This is a genomic window from Rhodoferax sp. (assembly GCF_025354435.1).
Lineage (GTDB): Bacteria > Pseudomonadota > Gammaproteobacteria > Burkholderiales > Burkholderiaceae_C > Rhodoferax_B.
This window is the reverse complement of sequence record NZ_JANXMU010000025.1, coordinates 1-21,098: the sequence shown is the minus strand read 5'-3', so window position 1 is coordinate 21,098 and position 21,098 is coordinate 1. Positions and strand designations below refer to the sequence as shown.

At 64.6% G+C, this 21,098-nt stretch carries 23 protein-coding genes; 12 read left to right on the top strand and 11 right to left on the bottom strand.

Annotated features, from left to right (window positions below; genetic code table 11):
- Positions 1-213: 213 nt before the first annotated feature.
- Positions 214-1,035 (bottom strand): HDOD domain-containing protein, encoded by an 822-nt coding sequence (locus Q0T48_RS06135; RefSeq protein WP_295953883.1) that lies wholly within the window; start codon positions 1,033-1,035, stop codon positions 214-216.
- Between the two features lie 186 nt (positions 1,036-1,221).
- Between Q0T48_RS06135 and Q0T48_RS06130 the strand changes: the two genes are divergently transcribed.
- Both Q0T48_RS06130 and Q0T48_RS06125 read left to right on the top strand, forming a co-directional pair.
- Positions 1,222-2,046 carry a creatininase family protein gene (locus tag Q0T48_RS06130; protein WP_295953879.1) on the top strand — a complete coding sequence of 275 codons (825 nt, stop codon included), beginning with the start codon at positions 1,222-1,224 and terminating at the stop codon, positions 2,044-2,046.
- A gap of 47 nt (positions 2,047-2,093) precedes the next feature.
- Positions 2,094-3,230 (top strand): YncE family protein, encoded by a 1,137-nt coding sequence (locus tag Q0T48_RS06125; protein ID WP_295953876.1) that lies wholly within the window; start codon positions 2,094-2,096, stop codon positions 3,228-3,230.
- Between the two features lie 14 nt (positions 3,231-3,244).
- On the opposite strand, the gene Q0T48_RS06120 is transcribed toward Q0T48_RS06125, so the two are convergent.
- Both Q0T48_RS06120 and Q0T48_RS06115 read right to left on the bottom strand, forming a co-directional pair.
- The gene (locus Q0T48_RS06120) at positions 3,245-4,669 is read right to left on the bottom strand and encodes an FAD-binding oxidoreductase (RefSeq protein ID WP_295953874.1); all 1,425 of its coding nucleotides are present in this window, start codon (positions 4,667-4,669) and stop codon (positions 3,245-3,247) included.
- Between the two features lie 134 nt (positions 4,670-4,803).
- Entirely contained in the window at positions 4,804-5,571 is a 768-nt protein-coding gene (locus tag Q0T48_RS06115) for a LuxR C-terminal-related transcriptional regulator (protein WP_295953872.1), read from the bottom strand.
- A 111-nt stretch (positions 5,572-5,682) separates the two neighbouring features.
- On the opposite strand from Q0T48_RS06115, the gene Q0T48_RS06110 reads away from it, so the two are divergent.
- From Q0T48_RS06110 to Q0T48_RS06085, 6 genes are all read left to right on the top strand, one after another.
- Positions 5,683-6,069, top strand: a complete 387-nt coding sequence (locus Q0T48_RS06110) for a VOC family protein (protein WP_295953869.1) — start codon at positions 5,683-5,685, stop codon at positions 6,067-6,069.
- An 84-nt stretch (positions 6,070-6,153) separates the two neighbouring features.
- On the top strand, positions 6,154-6,807 hold the full coding sequence (gene alkB, locus Q0T48_RS06105) for a DNA oxidative demethylase AlkB (RefSeq protein WP_295953868.1): 654 nt from the start codon (positions 6,154-6,156) through the stop codon (positions 6,805-6,807).
- Positions 6,808-6,948: 141 nt separating this feature from the next.
- Entirely contained in the window at positions 6,949-8,352 is a 1,404-nt protein-coding gene (locus Q0T48_RS06100; RefSeq protein WP_295953865.1) for a 3'-5' exonuclease family protein, read from the top strand.
- Between the two features lie 245 nt (positions 8,353-8,597).
- Positions 8,598-8,945: a hypothetical protein gene (locus Q0T48_RS06095; protein WP_295953863.1), complete on the top strand. Its 348-nt coding sequence runs from the start codon at positions 8,598-8,600 to the stop codon at positions 8,943-8,945.
- Between the two features lie 6 nt (positions 8,946-8,951).
- The gene (locus tag Q0T48_RS06090) at positions 8,952-9,248 is read left to right on the top strand and encodes a PEP-CTERM sorting domain-containing protein (RefSeq protein ID WP_295953859.1); all 297 of its coding nucleotides are present in this window, start codon (positions 8,952-8,954) and stop codon (positions 9,246-9,248) included.
- A gap of 139 nt (positions 9,249-9,387) precedes the next feature.
- Positions 9,388-10,239, top strand: a complete 852-nt coding sequence (locus tag Q0T48_RS06085; RefSeq protein WP_295953857.1) for an HDOD domain-containing protein — start codon at positions 9,388-9,390, stop codon at positions 10,237-10,239.
- Positions 10,240-10,293: 54 nt separating this feature from the next.
- On the opposite strand, the gene Q0T48_RS06080 is transcribed toward Q0T48_RS06085, so the two are convergent.
- Together Q0T48_RS06080 and Q0T48_RS06075 are read right to left on the bottom strand one after the other, a co-directional pair.
- Positions 10,294-11,313 (bottom strand): phytanoyl-CoA dioxygenase family protein, encoded by a 1,020-nt coding sequence (locus Q0T48_RS06080; protein WP_295953854.1) that lies wholly within the window; start codon positions 11,311-11,313, stop codon positions 10,294-10,296.
- Positions 11,314-11,398: 85 nt separating this feature from the next.
- Positions 11,399-12,292 (bottom strand): LysR family transcriptional regulator, encoded by an 894-nt coding sequence (locus Q0T48_RS06075; RefSeq protein WP_295953851.1) that lies wholly within the window; start codon positions 12,290-12,292, stop codon positions 11,399-11,401.
- Between the two features lie 75 nt (positions 12,293-12,367).
- Between Q0T48_RS06075 and Q0T48_RS06070 the strand changes: the two genes are divergently transcribed.
- Together Q0T48_RS06070 and Q0T48_RS06065 are read left to right on the top strand one after the other, a co-directional pair.
- Complete coding sequence (locus Q0T48_RS06070; RefSeq protein ID WP_295953850.1) at positions 12,368-13,174, top strand: class III extradiol ring-cleavage dioxygenase; 807 nt, start codon at positions 12,368-12,370, stop codon at positions 13,172-13,174.
- Positions 13,175-13,188: 14 nt separating this feature from the next.
- Positions 13,189-13,872, top strand: coding sequence for a phospholipase (locus Q0T48_RS06065; RefSeq protein WP_295953847.1), 684 nt, complete (start codon positions 13,189-13,191; stop codon positions 13,870-13,872).
- 68 nt (positions 13,873-13,940) lie between these two features.
- Here the strand turns inward: Q0T48_RS06065 and Q0T48_RS06060 are convergent, their stop codons facing one another.
- Both Q0T48_RS06060 and Q0T48_RS06055 read right to left on the bottom strand, forming a co-directional pair.
- On the bottom strand, positions 13,941-15,701 hold the full coding sequence (locus tag Q0T48_RS06060) for an EAL domain-containing protein (protein WP_295953844.1): 1,761 nt from the start codon (positions 15,699-15,701) through the stop codon (positions 13,941-13,943).
- A 62-nt stretch (positions 15,702-15,763) separates the two neighbouring features.
- Positions 15,764-16,156, bottom strand: a complete 393-nt coding sequence (locus Q0T48_RS06055) for a PAS domain-containing protein (protein WP_366887937.1) — start codon at positions 16,154-16,156, stop codon at positions 15,764-15,766.
- Between the two features lie 122 nt (positions 16,157-16,278).
- Here Q0T48_RS06055 and Q0T48_RS06050 point away from each other — a divergent pair, with 122 nt between their 5' ends.
- Complete coding sequence (locus Q0T48_RS06050; protein ID WP_295953841.1) at positions 16,279-16,779, top strand: hypothetical protein; 501 nt, start codon at positions 16,279-16,281, stop codon at positions 16,777-16,779.
- Here the strand turns inward: Q0T48_RS06050 and Q0T48_RS06045 are convergent.
- Both Q0T48_RS06045 and Q0T48_RS06040 read right to left on the bottom strand, forming a co-directional pair.
- A complete protein-coding gene (locus Q0T48_RS06045; protein WP_295953838.1) occupies positions 16,776-17,252 on the bottom strand; it encodes a hypothetical protein in 477 nt (158 codons plus the stop codon). The genes Q0T48_RS06050 and Q0T48_RS06045 overlap by 4 nt on opposite strands.
- A 72-nt stretch (positions 17,253-17,324) precedes the next feature.
- Entirely contained in the window at positions 17,325-17,969 is a 645-nt protein-coding gene (locus Q0T48_RS06040) for an NAD(P)-dependent oxidoreductase (protein WP_295953835.1), read from the bottom strand.
- Positions 17,970-18,066: 97 nt separating this feature from the next.
- Here Q0T48_RS06040 and Q0T48_RS06035 point away from each other — a divergent pair, with 97 nt between their 5' ends.
- The gene (locus Q0T48_RS06035; protein WP_295953833.1) at positions 18,067-18,987 is read left to right on the top strand and encodes a LysR family transcriptional regulator; all 921 of its coding nucleotides are present in this window, start codon (positions 18,067-18,069) and stop codon (positions 18,985-18,987) included.
- A gap of 59 nt (positions 18,988-19,046) precedes the next feature.
- Here Q0T48_RS06035 and Q0T48_RS06030 read toward each other — a convergent pair whose 3' ends face one another.
- Together Q0T48_RS06030 and Q0T48_RS06025 are read right to left on the bottom strand one after the other, a co-directional pair.
- The gene (locus Q0T48_RS06030; protein WP_295953831.1) at positions 19,047-20,354 is read right to left on the bottom strand and encodes an MFS family transporter; all 1,308 of its coding nucleotides are present in this window, start codon (positions 20,352-20,354) and stop codon (positions 19,047-19,049) included.
- A 141-nt stretch (positions 20,355-20,495) separates the two neighbouring features.
- On the bottom strand, positions 20,496-21,095 hold the full coding sequence (locus Q0T48_RS06025; protein WP_295954094.1) for a response regulator: 600 nt from the start codon (positions 21,093-21,095) through the stop codon (positions 20,496-20,498).
- Between the last annotated feature and the right edge of the window lie 3 nt (positions 21,096-21,098).

Sequence of the window (21,098 nt, the reverse complement as noted above, 5' to 3'; positions counted from 1 at the left end):
ATTTACCCGCAAAAATACACGCCCTAATTTACTATCGTATTGATAGCTACTAGCCTATACAGAATAAGCGCCAGAAGCCATTTAAGCTATTAAATTTACCCGCTCGGCCAAAATCCACCCAGCCCCCTCCACAGACACCACGGAACCGGTTTCGCCAGCCGTAGGTATCACCCGAAAGACGCGCAGCACTGCAGCCTGGGGGCGAGCCAAGTGCTATGAGAAATCCCCCGCCTCCTCGGGCCGTGTCCATTCAATTGCATCTTCCGAGCACAACCGCTCCTCCTCGGTGCAACCAATGGCATCGGCCACGCGGTGCGGGTACTGTTCCAGCATGCTGGGGGTGTCCAGGTCGAGCTCGTGGGCCCGCCCGCCCCACGAGGCCAGGTACAAAATACCGGCCAGGGTGTCGGCGGCCACATCGTCTTGCGGGTTCGGGTGGTGCTGGATGGCATCCACAATCTCCTGCGGGAAGCGCCACTTGGCGGCAAATGCCGCACCCACATCGGCGTACGAATAGCCCAGCGCGGCCAGCTGGCTGGCGTGGCGGTTGCTGTCCTGGGCAAAGTTGGGCTGCATGCAGGGCTCGTCGGGCATGGCCATCTTCATTACCAGATCGCCCACGCCGTGCAGCAAACCGGCGGTGAACGCCAGCCCCTTGTCCAGCCGCATCGAACCGGCCAGCGACTGGGCGATCTTGGCCACGTCCAGGCTGTGCCGCCAGAATTCGGGCAGGTTGACACCCGGCACCACACGGAAAGCCCCGCCCACCGCCGCCGCGCTGACCAGTTGCTTGGTGGCTTTCAGGCCCAACAGTGGAATGGCCGCCTCCATCGTGCCAATGCGGCCACCGCTGCCGTAGCGGGCCGAGTTAAGCAGGCGCAGCACCCGCACCGTCAGCCCCACTTCGGCCGACACCAGGGTGGTGATCTGGCGGATGTTGGGCTCGGGCTTTTGAAATTCACCGAAGATCTGCGCAACCGTCACAGGCAGCGACGGGATCAGGGTGTCGGAAGCAATCAGTTGGTCAAATTTCATAGAGCTCTTTTCGGTAGATTAGCGCAAATATGGCTTCCAATATAGTCCGTTTCGCCCCGCGTTCACCCAAACCCCCACAAGTGGCTCGTCGCAGCTTTACCCCGACTTGACTTGAAACAAAGTGCAGGTATGGGAACTGTAGACACTCGCAGGGCTCGTTCTAGAACGCTTTTACAGAACCCACCCATGCACCACCCTCTTCACCGCGCGCAGACCGTCCTGGCTGGTATCGCCTTGCTCTTTGCCGCGCACGCCGTCTGGGCGCAAGCTCCGCACACCGTATTTCTGGAAGACCTGACCTGGACCGAGCTGCGCGACCAGGTACACCAGGGCAAAACCACCATCCTGGTGCCGATTGGCGGCACCGAACAAAGCGGGCCCTATGTGGCGCTGGGCAAGCACAACGCGCGGGTCAAGGTGCTGTCGCAGCGCATCGCCGAAGGCCTGGGCAACGCCCTGGTAGCCCCGGTGATTGCCTATGTGCCCGAGGGCGGCACAGCGCCCACCAGCTCGCACATGCGCTTTCCCGGCACCATCACCGTGCCCGACGAGGTGTTCAAGAAAACCCTGGAATCCGCCGCCAACAGCTTCAAGGTGCATGGTTTTCAAAACATCGTGTTTCTGGGCGACCACGGCGGCTACCTGAAGGATGTGCAACAGGTGGTAGCCCAGTTGAACAAAAACTGGGCCAGCAGCGGTGCAAAGGCCATCGTGCCCGAGGTCTACTACAGCACCAGCTCCGACGGCTACGCCCAGATCCTGCGCAAGCACGGCATCCGCGACGACGAAATCGGCACCCACGCCGGGCTGGCCGACACCGCCTTGCTGATGGCCGTAGCCCCGCAAATGGTGCGCCAGGAGGCCATGCGCAGCGGCCCCAAGGTGGGCCAAGCCGACGGCGTGTACGGCGGCGACCCGCACCGCGCCACAGCCGAGTTGGGCCAACTCGGCATCGATGCCATCGTCAGCAAAACCGTGCAGGCGCTCAAGGCCGCCACTGCTGCCCGCTAAGTTCGCCCGCTAAATTAACGTCTATCTCTAACCGGCCCACATACCCCATGCCCAAACTTATCCAACTTGCCGCCGCCCTGGCCCTGTGCCACAGCGCCTTTGCAGCCCCCATCGCCACCGTGCCCGGCATACCGCCGGTGGTCAACGCCAGCAACCTGTACAGCGAAGCCGGTGCGGGCCACCTCAGCCCCGCGGTGGCCAGCGCCCTGCCCCGCATCTACGTGCCCAATCTGCGCTCCAACGATGTGTACGTGATCGACCCCGCCACCATGAAGGTGGTGGACAAGTTCCCGGTTGGCCACAGCCCGCAGCACGTGGTGCCCGCCTGGGACATGCAAACCCTGTGGGTAGCCAACAATGCCGAAGGCAAAAACAGCGGCAGCCTGACCCCCATCGACCCCAAAACCGGCAAGCCCGGCCAGGACGTGCCGGTGGACGACCCCTACAACATGTACTTCACGCCCGATGGCAAGCAGGCCATCGTGGTGGCCGAAGCCCATGCCCGGCTGGACTTTCGCGATGCCCACACCATGGCGCTGCAGTCCAGCCTGGAAGTGCCCGAGTGCAAAGGCATCAACCACGCCGACTTCGCCATCGATGGCCGCTACGCCCTGTTCACCTGCGAATTCGGCGGCAAGCTGGCCAAGATCGACATGGTGAACCGCAAGGTGGTGGGCTACCTGCTACTGGATAAAAAAGGCATGCCGCAAGACATCCGTATCTCGCCCGACGGCAAGGTCTTCTATGTGGCCGACATGATGGCCGACGGCATCCACGTGGTGGACGGCGACAGCTTCACCAAGATCGGCCAGATCCCCACCGGCACCGGTGCCCACGGCCTGTACCCCAGCCGCGACGGCAGCAAGCTCTACATTTCCAACCGCGGCAGCAACATGGTGCACGGCAAGCGCAAAGGCCCAGGCAGCGTGTCGGTGCTCGACTTCGCCACCCGCAAAGTGGTCGCCACCTGGCCCATCCCCGGTGGCGGCAGCCCCGACATGGGCAACGTCAGCGCCGATGGCAAAACCCTGTGGCTGTCGGGCCGCTTCGACGACGTGGTCTACGCCTTCGACACCGACACCGGTGCCGTCAAATCCATCAAGGTCGGTGCCGAGCCGCACGGCCTGACCGTCTGGCCCCAGCCGGGCCGCTACTCGCTGGGCCACACCGGCAATATGCGCTGACCTGTCCGGTGTGCCTAGGTGCCGGGACGGATGTTCTGGTTCATGCGGAACAGATTGCCCGGGTCGTAGGTGTTTTTGGCAGCCACCAGCCGGTCGTAACCCGGGCCGTAAGCGGCCTTGATGCGCTCGGGCTCGTCATCGGTCAGGAAGTTGACATACACACCGCCAGTGGCATAGGGTGCGGCATCGCGGAAGAAGGCCCGCGCCCAGGCGGTGCATTGCGCGTCCTCGGCAGCGGTTTCCCAACGGCCGTGGACGTTGCAGACATACAAGGCATCGCGGTGCGAATAGGCTGTGGCAGCCGGGCTGGGACGGGTGGTCGCGCCGCCTACCAGGCCAAAGAATATCTCGCAGTGCGGCGAAGGCAGGCTGTGCACGGCCTTCACCGCCACCGCGATGGCAGCGTCGCTGAGCTGGGCGAAATTGTGCGACTTCCAGTAGTTGCGAACCCCCGGCGTGAGCAGCGGGTCAAAGGTTTTTTGCCAGGCCGTGTACGGCTGCAGGCCGATGAACTCACCCAGCACCGTGCCGAAATGGCGCACCGGCTCAATCGCCTGGCGCCCCGCCTCCGGGTCTCCGGCATGGAACACGCAAAACGCAATGATCTCGGTGCCATGCACCTCCGGCGGCAAAAAAGGCAGGGGCGGAGCTTTACGCAGCACCGTCCAGACCGTCGTGTCATCGTCCAGTGTTGCCACGTAGTCGCGGAATTGCCGCAACGCGGCCGCCGCGTCTTTAAGCGCGTACACCACCAGTCCGCTGAGCACCTCCGGCCCTACCGGATGGAGTTGGAATACAAACCGGCTGACAATGCCGAAATTGCCGCCGCCGCCGCGGATCGCCCAAAACAGATCGGGGTTCTCGTCCACGCTGGCGTATAGCAGGTGCCCATCGGCGGTGACCACGTCGGCGGCCAGCAGGTTATCGACCGTCATGCCGTGCATGCGCGACAGCCAGCCGAAGCCGCCGCCCAGCGTCAGCCCGGCAATGCCGGTAGTTGAGTTGATGCCCACCGGAGTGGCCAGGCCGAAAGCCTGGCACTCGTGGTCGAAATCGGCCAGCGTCGCGCCCGGCTCTACCTGGGCCACCTCTTGCTCGGGATCGACCAGCACGGCCCGCATCTGCGATAAATCGATGAGCAGACCGCCATCGCAAACGGCATTGCCCGCAATGTTGTGGCCCCCGCCCTTGACGGCGGTCAGCAGGCGGTGCGCCTGGGCAAAGCGCACCGCCTGCAGAATATCGGCCACGCCCACGCAGCGCACCACCAGGGCGGGCCGGCGATCGACCATGGCGTTCCAGACGGTGCGCGCCGCATCGAAGCCTTCGTCGCCGGGACACAGCAACAACCCGCGCAGCGAGGATTTCAACGCTTCGAGCGCAGCAGCATCGATTGCCACCGGCGCACCCTCGCCATCCAGCACGTTCACGCTGTTCATCGGATTGCCTCCATTTCCCATGGTTTACACGGCGTCCGCCGCATATTTTTTGCCCTCCCCTGAACTGCCCAGCTTAGGCCGACCGCGCCTGGCGCGCCATACGCAGCACTGCGTACGGTGCCCGCGGCGGCCGCCTAGCCGCCCAGGGCCCGCAGTACCGCCGCGGTACGGGTCTCAACACCGAGCTTGATATACAGGCGCTGCAAATGCTTTTGCACCGTGCGGTAGCTGCAGCCCAGGATGGCCGCGATTTCGCGGTCGGTCTTGCCAGCGGCCAACCAACGCAGCACCTCGGTCTCGCGCGGTGTCACGCCCCGGGCGTGCAGGCCCTGGACATCGGGGGCCAGGGTCACCAGACTGGCGCGCAACTGCTCCAGCGCCCGCGCCTGCCGGTACATGCGCGACAGCGGGCCACCCACCAGATCGAGCATGTTGCGCTCGCGTTCGCTGAAGTCGCGGTCACGCCGGTTCAGCACAAAACTGACCAACGTAGCGTCGTCCACGTACACCGGCAGCGACACCGCATAGTCGGTGCCGCCGCGGCGAAAGTAGCCGTTGTACAACTCGCTGTGGCAAAAGCGCGAAAACAGCAATCCGTCGCTAAGGCGGTACGCACCGGGCCCGTGCGGGTCGGCATGGAACTGCAGCAGCGAATGCGTCCGAAAGTAAGAGTTGAAACAGACCCGGTTTTCGGCCCCGATTCCCGCCTCGGGCATGGCCAAGCTCTGGCGCTGGCCGTTGCGCAGGTCGCACATCCACAGGTTGCTGATCTCCGCCACCACCAGCATGGGCAGCGCGTTAACGGCGGCGCGGGCCAGCGCATCCACACTGTCTCCAGCTTCGAGCACCGTCTGCAGCAGCTCGAAGCAGGCCCGCCAATCTCGTTCACGCATGGTGCTCATGGACCCTCCGCCAACCCGCCCGCGCCTGTACGCAGGGCTGCGTATGGCATCTCGCGCTGGGTTACCTAAGATCCTAGGATGTCCCCTGCAACGCCACAAGGAGGTTTCGCCATGGACGACTTTCCCAGCACCGAAGTCACCTGCATCCTGCCCGTCAAAGACCTGGCACGGGCGCGCCAGTTTTACGATCAGTTACTCGACCTGCAACCCGTGGGTGGCAAGCCGGATGGCCGTTTTATCTTCCGCTGTGGTGGCACCGAGATCGCCCTGTTTCCCAAGCCCGAGGGAACCAAGGCCGAGCACACCGCCCTGAGCTTTCGGGTGGACGATCTGGCCGCCGCCATCCATCGGCTGAAGTCACGCGGGGTCCGCTTTGCCGACTACGACTACCCCGACCTGAAAACGGTCAACCATGTCTGCGTGCTGGGTTCAGAGAAGGCCGCGTGGTTTGAGGACACCGAGGGCAATATCCTGTGCCTGCACGAGGACCTGGCCTGAGCTTTAAAGTCGGCGGATGCCTTGGCACCACCTGTACTCCCCCATCTGCCGCCGCCACCCGCGCTGCACAGTGGAGCCCTTGAGATGACAGAAGACCTGTTCCCACGCCAGCCTGGCGATCCCGTGTTCCGCGAGGCGCTGGCCGATGGCGCTTGGTTGTTGCGCGGCTTTGCGTTTGAGGAGGCGGTGACTCTGTTGATCGAAGTGGACCGTGTGCTGCAGCAAGCGCCCTGGCGGCATATGCGCACGCCCGGTGGGCTGCAAATGGCGGTAGCCATGACCAATTGCGGCCCACTCGGCTGGACCAGCGACGCGCGCGGCTACCGCTACGAAAGCTGCGATCCGACCACCGGCAAGCCCTGGCCTGCACTACCGCTCGCGTTCGCTGCATTGGCCCGCAACGCCGCCCAGGCCGTCGGCTTTGCCCACTTTGCTCCCGATGCCTGCCTTATCAACCGCTACCAGCCTGGTACCCGCCTGTCGCTGCACCAAGACCGTGATGAACGCCCATTGGACGCGCCCATCGTCTCGGTGTCGCTGGGTTTGTCGGCCATCTTTCTGTTTGGCGGATTGCAGCGCAGCGCGCCAGTGCGCCGGGTGCAACTGGCACATGGCGACGTGGTGGTCTGGGGTGGCCGTTCGCGGCTGGCCTTCCACGGCATTGCCCCGCTGGCGGCCGGGCACCACGCGCTGACGGGCAGCCAACGCATCAATCTGACGTTTCGCCAGGCCCTCTAGACCCGGCACCCGCAGCGCAACAAAATTACATAAAAAATATGCCTACAGCACATGTATCACATACACATATAGCTATTAAATAAATAGCACAAATAGCCTCGACCTACCATGGGCACATGCGAACTGCTAGGCTTAATGGCTATGCATTCCGAATTTCCGCCCCTGGCCTTTGTAGACATTGAAACCACCGGCGGCAGCGCCGGGCGCGACCGCATCACCGAGGTCGGCATCGTCGAGGTGGACGGCCCCCACGTGCGCCGCTGGAGCCAGCTGATCCACCCCGGCACGCGCATCCCCGCCTTCATCCAGAAGCTCACCGGCATCGACGATGCGATGGTGGCCGACCAGCCGCCGTTCGAGGCCGTGGCCGCCGAGATCCTGGACCGCCTACGCGGCAAGCTGTTTGTGGCCCACAACGCCCGCTTTGACTACGGCTTTCTGCGCGCCGAATTCAAAGCCTGCGGCATCGCCTGGCAAGCCCCCGTACTGTGCACCGTGCAGCTCTCGCGCCGCCTGTTTCCCACCCAGGCGCGGCACAACCTCGACACTTTGATAGCCACGCACGACCTGCAAATGCCCGCCCGCCACCGCGCCCTGGCCGATGCCGACGCGCTAGCCCAGTTCTGGCAAGTGCTGCACACCCGGTTCGATACCGCCACCCTGCACGAGGCGGTCAACGCCCTGTCGGCCCGCCCCGCCGTGCCGCCGCAACTGGATGCCGAGCACATCGACCGCCTGCCCGAAACCCCCGGCGTGTACGTGTTTTACGACGCACAGCGCCGCCCTCTGTACATCGGCAAAAGCAAAAACCTGCGCAGCCGCGTGCTGGCCCACTTCAGCGCGGCCCTCAGCAAGCCCAAAGAAATGCGTCTGAGCCAGCAGGTGGCCGACATCGACTGGGTAGAAACCGAGGGCGAAGTCGGCGCGCTGCTGCTCGAAGCCCAGTGGGTCAAAGACAAGCAACCTAGCATGAACGTGCAACTGCGCCGCCAGCGCGACCTGCACGCCTGGCAGCTGGACGACACCAGTGCCTTGCTAACCCCGCTGGTGCCGCGCCTGGTCAACGGCCCCGACATCGCGCTGGGCGTGCAAGACAATTTGTTTGGCCCGTTCCGCTCGCGGCGCGAAGCCCTGCAACTGCTGGAAACCCTGGCCAGCACCCAGGGCCTGTGCCGCGGCGTGCTGGGCTTGGAAAAGTTGGCCCCCGGCCGACCCTGCTTTGCCCACCAGATCCGCCAATGCGCGGGGGCCTGCGTGGGCACCCAGCCCCTGGCCCAGCACAACCTGGCCCTGCTCACCGCCCTGACCCGCCACAAAGTACAGCGCTGGCCCCATGCCGGCCCCATCGGCCTGCGCGAAGGCCGCGACCTGCATGTGCTGCACGACTGGCGCTACCTGGGCACGGCCAAAAGCGACGAAGAAGTGGCCGAGCTGCTGGAGTCCGGCCACACCGCGTTTGACTTCGACACGTACAAGATTCTCAGCAAAGCCCTGGCCAAGGCCCGGTCCGGGCAGATCGTGCGGCTGGGCCGCCACGCGGGGTAAAACTGTCGGGATATCTTACACATAAGATAAACACAATTTAGGAAAATGTCTACATATCGAGTTAAGCCCTTGATTCCATTCATCTTTACAAATATGTTTTTTCTATGGCTTATTTGTTGCCATATGTAACATTAATCGGATTCCAACCTTGGATCCGTGGTTCGCCACTGTGGGACCTAGCCCAACGCGACCCAAAGTAGGCCGGCAACTTGAATGCCGTCGCTTCTAACTGAACCCCTAAAAAAATGCGCAAACTCGCTCTGACCCTCGCCGCCGTGGCCACCCTGGCTTTTTCTACCGTGGCCTCCGCCAGCGTGGTTTTAGATTGGAACCCGGTGACTACTGGGGGTACCGTGACCAACGACACCTTTTCCAACTACCGTCCAGGTCAGTACTTTGCCGAATCGGTCCAATTCGGCAGTGCCCAGGCGATCAACGGCATCGACATCTTTAGCGCTTCGACCTACAACGCATTAGGAAAAGCGGTCGTGGTGTCGATCTGGGCGAATGCAGCGGGTTCACCCGGTGCCCTGGCCGCACAATTTTTGACCACCATCACGGCAGTGGACTCGGTAGGTGCCTACTCCAAATAACACCGCATGCATGCGGATTTCGCCAGTTTCACCATGGCCGCGGCAACCACCTACTGGATCGGGATGGCGAGTGAAAGCAGTTCGATAGGACAAACTGGGCTGACTGGCGTGGCAGGGGGAGACAGCCAAGTGTGGCTATTCAATACAGGTGACACGGGCGGCCACTTTGCAACAGATGTTGGCGACATGGCCTTCCGCCTGGAAGGCACTGCTGCCAACACCGTACCCGAACCCGGCTCGCTGGCTCTGCTGGGCCTCGGCCTGGTTGGCCTGGCAGCAAGCCGTCGGCGCAAAGCAGCCTGATCGCCGTGGGCCTTGGTGGGCCCCTCTGCAGCGGGGAAATTCCTGATTTGATAGCACCCCGCGCAGCTTGAATACGCACCAGCCGGTTATTCAAGCTGCCACATTGGTAGTTTTCCGCGCGTGCAGTACATTGGCTTACATGTCTGCCCCCCAACTCACCGAAGCCCTGCCCGACCTGGCCGCCTGGACGCGCTACTGCACCAGCGCCGAGATCCCGGTGATGGCCGAAACCGCCCGCGCCCTGGAGGCCCTGCGCCCCCAGGAAGACGACGTGGACGCGGCCATGCTGGCCAAAATCATCCAGACCGATCCGCTGATGACCATCAAGGTAATGGCCCATGTGGCCAGCCTGCGCCGCCCCGATGCGCACGTGATGGATTCCAGCAAAACCGAAACCATCACCGGGGCCCTGGTGATGCTGGGGATTGCCCCGTTTTTCCGCCACTTTGGCCCACAGCCCACGGTGGAAGACCGCCTGGCCGACCAGCCGCAGGCGCTGGCCGCCGTGCAGGAACTGCTGCTGCGGGCCGAGCGCGCGCGCCTGTTTGCGCTGGGCTTTGCGGTGCACCGGGCCGACATGGATGTGGACGTGATCCTGCACGCCGCGTTTTTGCACGACTTTGCCGAGCTGCTGCTGTGGTGCCACGCGCCCACGCTGGCCCTGCAGATACAGGCCGCGCAGCAGGCCGACCCAACCCTGCGCAGCGCCGCCATCCAGCAGACCGTGCTGCACATCGAGCTGGACGACCTGGCCCAGCAACTGATGCGCCAGTGGCGGCTGCCCGCCATGCTGGTGCGCATCAGCGACACCCGCCACGCCGAGCAGGCCAATGTGCTCAACGTGGTGCTGGCCGTGCGCGTAGCCCGCCACACCCTGCACGGCTGGGACAACCCGGCCCTGGCCGACGATGTGGAAGCCATCGCCGGTCTGCTCAACGCCACGCCGCGCATCGCACTGGCGTATCTGCACAAGATCGTGGCCGATCTGTAGTCCTGATTTGATAGCTACTTGCGTAGACTCCGTCTACGCTAAGGCCACTTTTTATTAAAATTTTGGAGTATCTGCGAGCAGATTGCGCTCGTCGTCCTGCAAGGGCCGCAGCCCCAGCGGTATCCAGTTCGGCCGCCCCTGCGCCCGCATTTTTTCAAAATACCGGTAAGCCCAGCCGGCCCAGCGCCGCCGCACCACCGGCCAGCCCAGCACGCTGGGGAACAGGCCCGCAAAAAACGGGTTGCGCCGCAGGCTGAAATACACCTCGATGCGCACCGTGGGCTGCTGGCTGGGGGTGCGCCGGTGGAAGCCCCCCATATCGGCCACCACCAGCGTGTTGGCGGCAATGCCCTGCACCGGCGGCACGCTGTAGCCCAGGCCGTCCAGGCCCTCGGCGTCGATGCGAAACGACCCGTGGGCGTGCATGGCGTTGGGCTCGGTGTGGGCCTGCAGGCTTTGCTGGTATTCCCACTCCCAGTGGGCGGCGGTGGGGCGGTGCGAGCCCGCGATGTAGGCAAACGGCCCCTGGTCAGGAGCCACCGCATGCAAAAAGAACCAGGCTTTACCCGCGGTGTGAAAAGTGTCGCGGTGCCAGTCGGTCTGCGGGTCGTGCCCGGCCTGCACACCGTCGCTGCGGATGATTTGCAGGCCGACGATGGGCGTACCCGGGTAGCCCGCGGCATAGCGCAGCCAGCGCAACAGCCCGCGGTGGCCAATCAGCCGCCCCAGCGCCGGAAACTGCGCCTGGCAGCTGTGGGCTTCCAGATTGATGCGCAGGGTACGGGCGGGCGGCTGGGACATTTCCAGCGTCGGCCAGGCGGCGGCACAGATCTCGCGGCGCACGGCATCCAGCTCGTGCGCTGGCAAAAAGTCTTCTTGCAGCAGCACACCCTGGCGGTCGAACCACTGGCGCTGCGCCCTGGGCAGCCCCCAGCCCAACAGCCCCCGGCGCAAAGTGGTCAGCCCCGCAGCCAGTTTTTTGCGCGCCAGATGCAGGCCCAGCCGGTTCAAGCCGGCGTGACCCACCCAGCGGTCGCGCCTGAAGCTCTTGGCTCCGGTGAAAAGTGAAAACATGGGCGCTAGTTTAGGCGGGGAGCAAAAATACTATTTTGATAGCAATAGGCATAGATAGAACTTACGCTAGAGGCCGATTTGGCACTTACCACGGCACCGCTTGCAGCGCGTCCGCCAAGAAGTCCACCAGCGCCCGCACCTTGGGCGAGACGTGTTTGCGCGTGGGGTACAGCGCGTAGATGCCCATCGTCAACGAACGGTACTGCGGCATCAGCTCGACCAGCGTGCCTGCGGCCAGATCGCCACCGACCAGAAACGTGGGCTGCAGGATGATGCCCTGGTGCGCCAGCGCGGCGGCGCGGCAGGTGTCGCCGCTGTTGGTGTGCATGCAGGGGCGGGTCTTGGCGCTGACCGGTCCATCGGGTCCGTCGAAATGCCATTCGTCCTTGCTGGACCAGTAGCTGTAGGCGATGACCGCGTGGTCGGCCAGCTCTGCCGGGTGCCGGGGCGTGCCGTGTGCGGCCAGGTAGGCGGGCGATGCGCACAGCACGATGCGGGTGCTGGCCAGGCGCTTGCTCACCAGGGTGGAGCTGGGCAGGCTGGCGATGCGGATGGCCACGTCATAGCCCTCCTCCACCAAATCCACCACCCGGTCAGACAAGGTGATGTCCAGCGCCACCTGCGGCTGCTGGCTGCGGAACACGCCCCACAGCGGCGCCAGGTGCAGGTTGCCGAAGGTCACTGGTGCGTTGATGCGCAACAGGCCGCTGGCGGCGGCGCTGCGCGAGGTGACTTCCATCTCGGCCTCGTCCACCCCGGCCAACAGCTCTTTGCTGCGGGCGTAGAACACCTGGCCCTCTTCGGTGAGCGACAGGCGGCGCGTGGTGCGCTGCAGCAGGCGCACACCCAGCCGCGCCTCCAGCTCGCCCACGTAGCGCGACGCAGCAGCTTTGGACAGGCCCAGCGCCTCGGCGGCCTTGACGAAGCTGCCCGCGTCCACGACGGCGCTGAAGGTCTGCATTTCCAGAAAACGGTTCATTATGCTCGCCAGTGAAACAATGAATCTTATTTTATGCCGTTTATCTCTGCGGATGCAGCTTATACAGTAGCGGCTATGACATCCACACCCACCCTCGCTCCGGTCCTGTTCGTATCCCACGGTACCCCCACGTTTGCCATTGAGCCCGGCACACTCGGCCCCTTGCTGGCCACACTGGGCCAGACGCTGCAAGGCATCACCGCCGTGCTGGTGGTGTCGCCGCACTGGCAAACCCGTGGCGTACAGGTGATGGCCAGCGCCGCGCCCGAGACGGTGTACGACTTTGGCGGCTTTCCACAGGCCCTGTACAGCCTGCGCTACCCCGCGCCCGGTGCCCCGGCCATCGCCGCCGAGGTGCAGCGCGTGCTGGCCGACGCGGGCTGGCCGGTGGCGCTGGACGCACGCCGCGGCCTGGACCACGGGGCCTGGGTGCCCCTGCGCCATCTGCTGCCTGCGGCCAACATCCCCGTGTTCCAAGTGTCGATGCCGCACGACCTGGACACCGCCGGAGCCCTGCGCCTGGGCCAGGCCCTGGCACCGCTGCGGGCCCAAGGCGTGCTGGTACTGGCCTCGGGCAGCATGACGCACAACCTGTACGAGTTCCGCCATGCCCACACCGCTGCCGCCGACTACGCCGTGGAGTTCACCCACTGGATCCGCCAGGCCGTCACCGGCAGCGCGGTAGACAAGCTGGTGGACTACCGCCGCCTGGCCCCGCACGCCGAGCGCGCCCACCCCAGCGAAGAACACTACCTGCCCCTGCTGGTGGCCATGGGCGCACGCAGCGCGCTGGAAGCCCCCACCGTGATCGACGGCGGAATGACCCACGGCGTACTCTCGATGGAGTCGTATGCCTGGGGTCTGCCCGCCACCAGCCATTGAACAAGGAAATCACCATGACCACCCTGCACACCAGCCCCGAATTCGCCCTCAGCTTCCGCGTGCTCCAGCCGCAACCCGCCCATCCCACGGCCCTGGTCGTGCTGCTGCACGGCGTAGGCGGGTCGGAGAGCAATCTGCTGGACATGGCCACCGCCATTTCGGCACAGCAACCCGCCACCCTGGTGGTGCTGCCGCGCGGCCCGCTGACCCTGGGGCCGGGACAATTTGCCTGGTTCCGGGTGGCGTTTGGCCCCAACGGTCCGCGCATTGACGCGGCCGAAGCCAACAGCAGCCGCCTGGCGCTGATCGGCTTTATCGAGCAACTGCAACAGACCCACGGCATTGCGCCGCAGCGCACCGTGGTGGCGGGCTTTAGCCAGGGCGGCATCATGAGCGCCAGCGCGGGGCTGACGGCCCCGGCCAGCGTGGCGGGCTTTGGGATTTTGTCGGGCCGCATCCTGCCCGAGCTGGAGCCGCACCTGGCCCCAGCCGCGCAACTCACCCAGGTACAGGCCTTCGTGGGCCATGGCGATTTCGACAGCAAGCTGCCGGTGCTGTGGGCCGAGCGCTCCGACCTGCTGCTAACCGCCCTGGGCGTGGGCTACCAGAGCCACCGCTACCCCATCGACCACGGCATCAGCGCGGCGATGCAGGCGGACTTTTTAGCCTGGCTGCAAACGCTGCTGCCCACGCCATGAGGAAATTCCTGTTTTGATAGCTACAGGTGTAGGCAACATATGCGCTAGAGCCCGATTTGGCACTTAATTTAGTGGGGGGCGTTGATCCAACGCACCAGGTCGTCGGCCACCAGGGGTCGGCTGAACAAATAGCCTTGGCCTTTTTCACACTGCAAGGCCCGCACCACGGCAGCCTGGGCTTCGGTTTCGATGCCTTCGGCCACCGTGCCCATGCCCAGGCTGTGGGCGACCCGCACCGTGGCTTCGATCAGCACGCGGTGGTGGTGGCTGGTGTCGGCCTTGCACACAAAAGACCGGTCTATCTTGACGATGTCCACCGGCAGTTGGTGCAGGCTGGCCAGCGAGGAATAGCCGGTGCCGAAGTCGTCCAGCGCCAGCGTCAAGCCCAGCGCCTTCAACGCATGCAGGCAGGTTTGCACGGTTTCGTCTTGCGCGGCCAGGCTTTCGGTCACTTCCAGCTGCAGCTGCGCCGGGTTCATGCCAATGCTGTGCAGCAGCTCGGCCACATAGTCCACCCAGTCGGGCTGGGCCAGTTGGGCCCGCGACAGGTTGACGGCCAGCAGGCGCGGCGCGCGCGCCCCCAGCAGCGCCTGCCACTGCACAAACTGGCGGCAGGCGGTGGCCAGCACAAAGTCGCCCAGGGCACAGATCAGGCCGCATTCTTCGGCCACGCCAATGAATTCAAACGGCGGCACCACGCCCCGCGTGGGGTGCTGCCAGCGCACCAAGGCTTCGACACCCGCAGAGCGGTCTACCGAGTCATCGGTTCGATCCGGCCCCATCAGACCTACCACCGGCTGGTACACCACAAACAGCTGACCTTCGACCAGCGCCACGCGCAGTTCGGCTTCGATGCCAGAGCGTTGCGCTGCGCGGGAATGCATGGCGGGCTCAAACACCACGTAGCGCCCGCCCCCGGCGCGCTTGGCCTCGACCATGGCGATACTGGCGCTTTGCAATACCGCATTGGCATCGCCGCTGGTTTGGGCGCGCAACACAATGCCGATGCTGACGCTGCAATGCAGTTGCTGGGAGCCAATACCGTAGGGTTTGGCCAGTGCGTCCAGCAGGCGCTGCGCCACCACGTGGATATCGTCGGGGTGGTCCAGGTCGTCCAGTACCACCACAAACTCGTCCCCACCGATGCGTGCCGCCATTTGCTCGCCACCATGGGGCTGGCCCAAGCGGCTGCGCGAGCGCAAAGTGGCACGCAAGCGGTCGGCCAGCATGGACAGCACCTCGTCCCCCGCCGCATGGCCCTGGGCGTTGTTGATCTGCGTCAAACGGTCGCAGTTCAAAAACAATATGCCGAACGCGTAGCCGGGTTCCCCGGGCTCACGTTCCATGGCCCGCTGCAAGCGCTCCAACGCCACCTCGCGTTTGGGCATGCGAGTCAGGTTGTCCATGCGGGCGGCGGCACTCAGGCGGCGGGCCAGGCCTTGCTGCTCCCGTTGCACTTCCCGCGTGACGTCGCTCAACACGGCCATCAGCCGGTGGGGGCCCATTTTGAGCAGGTTGAACGACAGCATCTGCGGAGCCGCCTGGCCACGGCCATCGGGTTGCAGCGGAATACGCATCGACTCGCACACCACGCCGCTGGACGGTGCAAAGGCCTCCACCATGCCACGCAAATGCGGCGCGACATCGGCCAGTACGTCAAACAGGTTGTCCAAACTGCCGTCGGGCGACACCGGCATCAGCAGCTGGGCCGACATGGGGTTGGCCATTTCGATGCTGCCGTCCAGGCTGGTTTGGGCCAGCCCGATGGGTGCCTGGTAGAGAAATTGGATCAGCGCCTCATAGGCTTCGGTGGGGGTTTGGGCTGGCATGGGTGTCCTAGGTGGCGGTACGGTCGCCGCGGGCGGCTTGGCAGGGGGGCGCTGAGAGCGCTCTAAGAAGGTCGGTAAACCAGCACGTAGCGAAAAGTGTGGCCGGGTTCGGCCAGCAGCCGCAATGCCACTTTGATGGGCCGCATTCTCAGGGTCAGCACGTAGTCAATGGTGGCATCCAGCGGCTCGGCGTTGGCTTCGGCATCTTCAAAGCGCTGTGCCACCAGGAAGTTGTTCATGCAAGGTGCCACCACGGTAAACAAGGGGTGGCCCATCACCCGTTCGGGCGACAAACCGGCGGCCTCGGCCTCGTACACGTTGTATTGGGTCACTATCGTCTCGGCATCGAAACCGATCACCCCAAAATCGAGTCCATCTAATTCCGCTGGGCTGAGCGCCGCCAAACGGGCGGCCATCTCAGGCGCATTGAAAGTCAGTGGATTTAAAGTAGTCACAGCAAAAGCTCCTGTTTGTTTTTGTAACTTTCCGGCTCAACACTGCTTATACAGTAGCAGGCTGACGTTAGCGTTGGCGATAGCTTTTTAGAGTAGTCTTTACCAAATAAAAACATAACCCCATGGAAATCGACATAAAACAACGGTGCTGCGGCTTGGCCAAAGGCACGCCCATCGCCGTGCTGCACATCGGTGCCGATCGCACGGCGATTGCGGTCGGTAGCGGCCCGCAAGCCGATGCGGCTTTAGAACTCGCTATCGGCACACACAAGACGGCGGTGGACTGGTTCCACCACAACCCGCCCACGCCCGGCGAATTGGAGAACGCCATCCAGTGGGTGGAAGACGAGGTAACGCGGGCCCGCGGCCTGGTGGCCGGGTACCCGGCGCTGTGGACCGCCGACCCCTGGGTGCAAGAAATGGCGCAGATCGCCGGGGTCACCGGCACGGCCTTGTCCATCGAAGCGGTAGAGCGCCTGTTTGACCTGCTGGCCGCCCTGTCGCAAGGCCGTCCGGCGGCCAGTGCAGGCATCCCGAATACCCCGGCCTTCGCAGCCACCTTGCTGGTGCTGCGCGAATTTATGCACCACCTGGGGTTTACCGAAATCTGTTGGACGGTTTAAGCCGCCACGGCCTCGGGCAGCAGCAAAGCGATCCGTTCACGCAAAGTGTTGGCCCGCTCAAGCCCCGCCGCACTTTCCACCTCGGCCAGTATCGTGTGGCTGACATCCAGCATGGAACTGCGGTCGCGGGCGTTGCGCAGTGCTTCGCGCAAAGCTTCGGCCAGGGCGGGTGCACGCCGGGCGAACATGCGCTCGCAGATATCAAACAAAAACATGCGGGTCGTGGCCATCGAGCGCTTGCCGTCAAACGGGTCCGCAGCCACCGGCACGGCTGCCACCCGTGGCTGCGTGAGGTAGCCGTCTCGCAGCAGCTGCAGCACCAGCTGCTCGCCCTCGTGCCCCAGGTAGGCCCCCATCTCGTGCGCCGTCTTGCGCCCGTCGGCCAGCAGCAGCAAGGCCCGTTCGCGCTGGCCCAGGCTGCGCTGCCCAGGCTGCAGTTCGGCACGCGCTTTGTCGGTTTTGGTAAGCCCCATGGTCGCCTGTGGAGTGCAAAAGGTGATTGGAGCAAGGCGGTGTTACGCCTTCATGACGGGCACCGCAGCGTTTTAGTTCGCCACCGTAAAGCGCTTCTGCACGTGCTGGGGCGTTTCGATCTCGTCCACCATGGCCACGGCCAGGTCGGCCACGCTGATGCCTGCGGGGGCATCGCCTACACCGGGTAGCAAGGTGTCGGCACCCACGCGGTACTGGCCGGTGCGTGCGCCCGGGGCCAGGGCGATGGGGGGCGAAAGGAAGGTCCAGTCCAGCGTGGTCTCTTTCTGCATACGGTTCAGCAACTCGCGGGCGGCCAGTGCGCCCTGCTTGTATTCGGCGGGGAACGGCGGGGTGTCCACCAGTTGCACGCCGGGGGCCACAAACAGGCTGCCCGCACCGCCCACCACCAGCACGCGCTTGCCGCCTGCCTGCTTGATGCCGTCCAGAATCGCCTGACTGCCTTGCAGGAAAAGGTCGTGGATTTGCGGCTCGGTCCAGCCGGGGTTATAGGCGCTGATGACGGCATCGGTACCGGCCACGGCTTTGGCCACTTGGGCGGCATCCAGCACGTCGGCCGCCACCACGGTCAGGCCGGGCTGGGCGGTGAACTTGGCGGGGTTGCGGGCCAGCGCGGTGACCTGGTGGCCGCGGCTGAGCAGTTCGGTGAGTACGGCGCTGCCTACGAAGCCGGTGCCGCCGATGAGTGCGATTTTCATGGTGAATTCCTGGTGTGTTGAACAAGAACGCTAGTGTCTGCGCTTCACGAAGCCCTGACTAGATGGTTAAATCCGCCAATACTCTGAAGTAAAACTAATGAATAACAGCACAGACCAGCTCAAACGCATGGCCGTGTTTGCCGAGGTGGTGGCAGCAGGCTCGTTGACTGCGGCGGCGCAGCGGCTGGGCATGACCCCGTCGGCGGTAAGCCAGCATCTGCGCCAACTCGAAAAATCCCTGGGCCTGGCGCTGCTGCACCGCTCCACCCGCAAGCTGACGCTAACCGAGGCCGGGGCCCGTTACCACGTGGGCTGCGCGGCCATGGTGGTAGCGGCACGCGCAGCCGAGTCGGCGCTGGCGCTGCTGCGCGACGAGCCCGAGGGCGAGCTGCGGCTGGCCGCGCCCATCGGCTTTGCCAGCCTGCTGGCCGTGGCCCTGCAGCCGCTGCGCAGCTACCCCAAACTGACGCTGCGCCTGCTGCTGGACGACGCGGTGATCGACCTGATCGAGGCGCGGGTGGACATTGCGCTGCGCGTGGGCAGCCTGGCCAACTCCAGCCTGGTGGCACGCAAGCTGGGCAGCATGGAGCGCAAGCTCTGCGCCGCACCCAGCTACCTGGCCGAGCACGGCTGGCCCGCGCAGCCGCAAGACCTGCTGCAGCATGCCTGGCTGGGCAGCGGATCGGTCCACACCAGCTTCGACACGCTGGAGTTGATGGGGCCGGGCGGCGCGCAGCAGACGGTGCAGCTCGAAGGCCGGGTGCAGGCCACCCAGGTGTCGGCCCTGCACGCGCTGTGCCTGGCCGGTTGGGGCATCTGCATGGCCGTGCGGACGGAGGACTTCCAGGCCCTGGCCGATGGCCGCCTGGTTCCCGTGCTGCCCGACTGGCACATGGCCGACCTGCCGGTCTACGCCATCACCCAGCGCCGCGGCGAGCAACCGGCCAAGGTGCGGCATGCGCTGGACATGCTGGGCAGTTTCTTCGCCGGAAACTTCCAGCGCCTCGCCACGGCGTAAATTCCTAATTTGATAGCTACTAGCGTAGGTACTACCTACGCTAGAGACCTATTTCATGCTCAATGGTCGTCGTGTAAGTAGGTGGCTTGGCGTGGCAGTAACAGGCTGACCGCAAAGGCCAGCACCATCATGCCGGTGACGTACCAGTAAAAAGACGACTCGTAGCCGATGGACTTCAGGCCCAGGGCCACGTACTCGGCGCTGCCGCCAAAGATGGCATTGCCCACGGCGTACGACAGGCCCACGCCCAGTGCACGCACTTCGGGCGGAAACATCTCGGCCTTCACGATGCCACCCACCGAGGTGTAGAAGCTCACCACCGCCAGGGCGATGGTGATCAGCACGCCCGCCAGCAGCGGGCTGGTCACGGTTTGCAGCGTCGTCATGATCGGCACCACCATCAACGTGCCCAGGCCGCCGAACAGCAGCATGTTGTTGCGCCGCCCGATGCGGTCGGACAGGGCACCAAACACCGGCTGCATGCACATGTAGAGGAACAGGCAGGCGGTCATCACATTGCTGGCGGTCTTGATCGACATGCCAGCCGAGTTCACCAGGTACTTTTGCATGTAGGTGGTGAAGGTGTAGAAGATCAGCGAACCGCCTGCGGTGTAGCCCAGCACCACCAGCAGTGCACGCTTGTGGTTCTTGACCAGCTCGGCCACGCTGCCTGCGCCCTTGGCGCTGCGGGTTTGCGCCGTGGTGGTTTCGTGCAGGGTGCGGCGCAGCATGAGTGCCACCACCGCGGTGCAAGCGCCCAGCACGAAGGGGATGCGCCAGCCCCAGCTTTTCAGCTCGGCTTCGTCCAGAAACTGCTGCAACACCACCACCACCAGCACCGCCAGCAGTTGCCCGCCGATCAGCGTGACGTACTGGAAGGACGAAAAGAACCCGCGCTGGCCGCGCATCGCCACCTCGCTCATGTAGGTGGCGGTGGTGCCGTATTCACCGCCCACCGACAGACCTTGCAGCAGCCGCGCCGTCAGCAGCAGCACCGGTGCCATGGCCCCGATGCTGGCGTAGGTGGGCAGGCAGGCGATGAGCAGGGAGCCCGCGCACATCATCATCACCGACACCACCATCGAGGTCTTGCGGCCCTTGCGGTCGGCCAGGCGGCCAAACAACCAGCCGCCGATGGGGCGCATCAAAAAACCCGCGGCAAACACCCCGGCGGTGTTGAGCAACTGGGCCGTGGGGTCGGACTTGGGAAAGAACGCCGGCGCAAAGTAGATGGCGCAAAACGCGTAGATGTAGAAGTCAAACCATTCCACCAGGTTGCCGGACGAGGCGGCGACGATGGCGAAGATGCGCTTGCGCTTTTCTTCGAAGGTGTAGGGCGTGGCGGAAGGAATGGGGATGGCGCTCATGGAAAGTGTCCTTGTCTCCGGCTACGGCCCGCCGCACAGGGCCGTTTGAACCTGTACGGCTAAGTGTGCACCTACCGTGCAAAGCTGTCGTCCGTAGCAACCCGCGGGGCCTGCTGCGTAGCTCTACGCAGGGGTAACTACCTAGAGCGCGTTTTCCCGCAGGAAGCGCTCCAGCTCGTGGCTGTTCGACAGGTCCAGCTTGGCGAAGACGTGGGCGCGGTGCGTTTCCACGGTGCGCAGCTCCAGCGGGGCCAGGTCCAGCGCGATGCGCTTGTTGGGCTTGCCCTCGGCTACCAGCCGGGCCACCTGCATCTCGCGCGGGGTCAGCTTGGCCCACAGCGCCTGGGCGGCCTGCCGGGCGTGTAACTGGGTGGCGACGCTAGCCGATTTGTCCAGCGCCTGGGCAATGGTGGCCAGCAGGCGCGTGTCGTTGCAGGGCTTTTCCAGCCAACCAAACGCGCCCTGCTGCACCGCCTCCACCGCCATGGGAATGTCGCCGTGGCCGGACAAAAACACCACCACCAGCGGGCTGCCCTGCGCCCGCAGCGCCTCAAACACCTGCAGCCCGCTCATGCCGCCCAGGCGCAGGTCCAGGATGGCACAGCCCGCGCGCTGCACGTCGGCCCCGGCCAGAAAAGCCTCACCCGAGGCAAAAGCCTGCACCGCATGGCCGCGCGACAGCAGCAGCAGGCCCAGCGAGCGGCGCACCGCTTCGTCGTCGTCTACGACGTAGAGGTTCAGGGG

Excerpts from the sequence above, each read along its gene's own strand:
- Q0T48_RS06135 (WP_295953883.1), bottom strand. The coding sequence starts at position 1,035 with ATGAAATTTGACCAACTGATTGCTTCCGACACCCTGATCCCGTCGCTG.
- Q0T48_RS06130 (WP_295953879.1), top strand. The coding sequence starts at position 1,222 with ATGCACCACCCTCTTCACCGCGCGCAGACCGTCCTGGCTGGTATCGCC.
- Q0T48_RS06125 (WP_295953876.1), top strand. The coding sequence starts at position 2,094 with ATGCCCAAACTTATCCAACTTGCCGCCGCCCTGGCCCTGTGCCACAGC.
- Q0T48_RS06120 (WP_295953874.1), bottom strand. The coding sequence starts at position 4,669 with ATGAACAGCGTGAACGTGCTGGATGGCGAGGGTGCGCCGGTGGCAATC.
- Q0T48_RS06115 (WP_295953872.1), bottom strand. The coding sequence starts at position 5,571 with ATGAGCACCATGCGTGAACGAGATTGGCGGGCCTGCTTCGAGCTGCTG.
- Q0T48_RS06110 (WP_295953869.1), top strand. The coding sequence starts at position 5,683 with ATGGACGACTTTCCCAGCACCGAAGTCACCTGCATCCTGCCCGTCAAA.
- alkB (WP_295953868.1), top strand. The coding sequence starts at position 6,154 with ATGACAGAAGACCTGTTCCCACGCCAGCCTGGCGATCCCGTGTTCCGC.
- Q0T48_RS06100 (WP_295953865.1), top strand. The coding sequence starts at position 6,949 with ATGCATTCCGAATTTCCGCCCCTGGCCTTTGTAGACATTGAAACCACC.
- Q0T48_RS06095 (WP_295953863.1), top strand. The coding sequence starts at position 8,598 with ATGCGCAAACTCGCTCTGACCCTCGCCGCCGTGGCCACCCTGGCTTTT.
- Q0T48_RS06090 (WP_295953859.1), top strand. The coding sequence starts at position 8,952 with ATGCATGCGGATTTCGCCAGTTTCACCATGGCCGCGGCAACCACCTAC.
- Q0T48_RS06085 (WP_295953857.1), top strand. The coding sequence starts at position 9,388 with ATGTCTGCCCCCCAACTCACCGAAGCCCTGCCCGACCTGGCCGCCTGG.
- Q0T48_RS06080 (WP_295953854.1), bottom strand. The coding sequence starts at position 11,313 with ATGTTTTCACTTTTCACCGGAGCCAAGAGCTTCAGGCGCGACCGCTGG.
- Q0T48_RS06075 (WP_295953851.1), bottom strand. The coding sequence starts at position 12,292 with ATGAACCGTTTTCTGGAAATGCAGACCTTCAGCGCCGTCGTGGACGCG.
- Q0T48_RS06070 (WP_295953850.1), top strand. The coding sequence starts at position 12,368 with ATGACATCCACACCCACCCTCGCTCCGGTCCTGTTCGTATCCCACGGT.
- Q0T48_RS06065 (WP_295953847.1), top strand. The coding sequence starts at position 13,189 with ATGACCACCCTGCACACCAGCCCCGAATTCGCCCTCAGCTTCCGCGTG.
- Q0T48_RS06060 (WP_295953844.1), bottom strand. The coding sequence starts at position 15,701 with ATGCCAGCCCAAACCCCCACCGAAGCCTATGAGGCGCTGATCCAATTT.
- Q0T48_RS06050 (WP_295953841.1), top strand. The coding sequence starts at position 16,279 with ATGGAAATCGACATAAAACAACGGTGCTGCGGCTTGGCCAAAGGCACG.
- Q0T48_RS06045 (WP_295953838.1), bottom strand. The coding sequence starts at position 17,252 with ATGGGGCTTACCAAAACCGACAAAGCGCGTGCCGAACTGCAGCCTGGG.
- Q0T48_RS06040 (WP_295953835.1), bottom strand. The coding sequence starts at position 17,969 with ATGAAAATCGCACTCATCGGCGGCACCGGCTTCGTAGGCAGCGCCGTA.
- Q0T48_RS06035 (WP_295953833.1), top strand. The coding sequence starts at position 18,067 with ATGAATAACAGCACAGACCAGCTCAAACGCATGGCCGTGTTTGCCGAG.
- Q0T48_RS06030 (WP_295953831.1), bottom strand. The coding sequence starts at position 20,354 with ATGAGCGCCATCCCCATTCCTTCCGCCACGCCCTACACCTTCGAAGAA.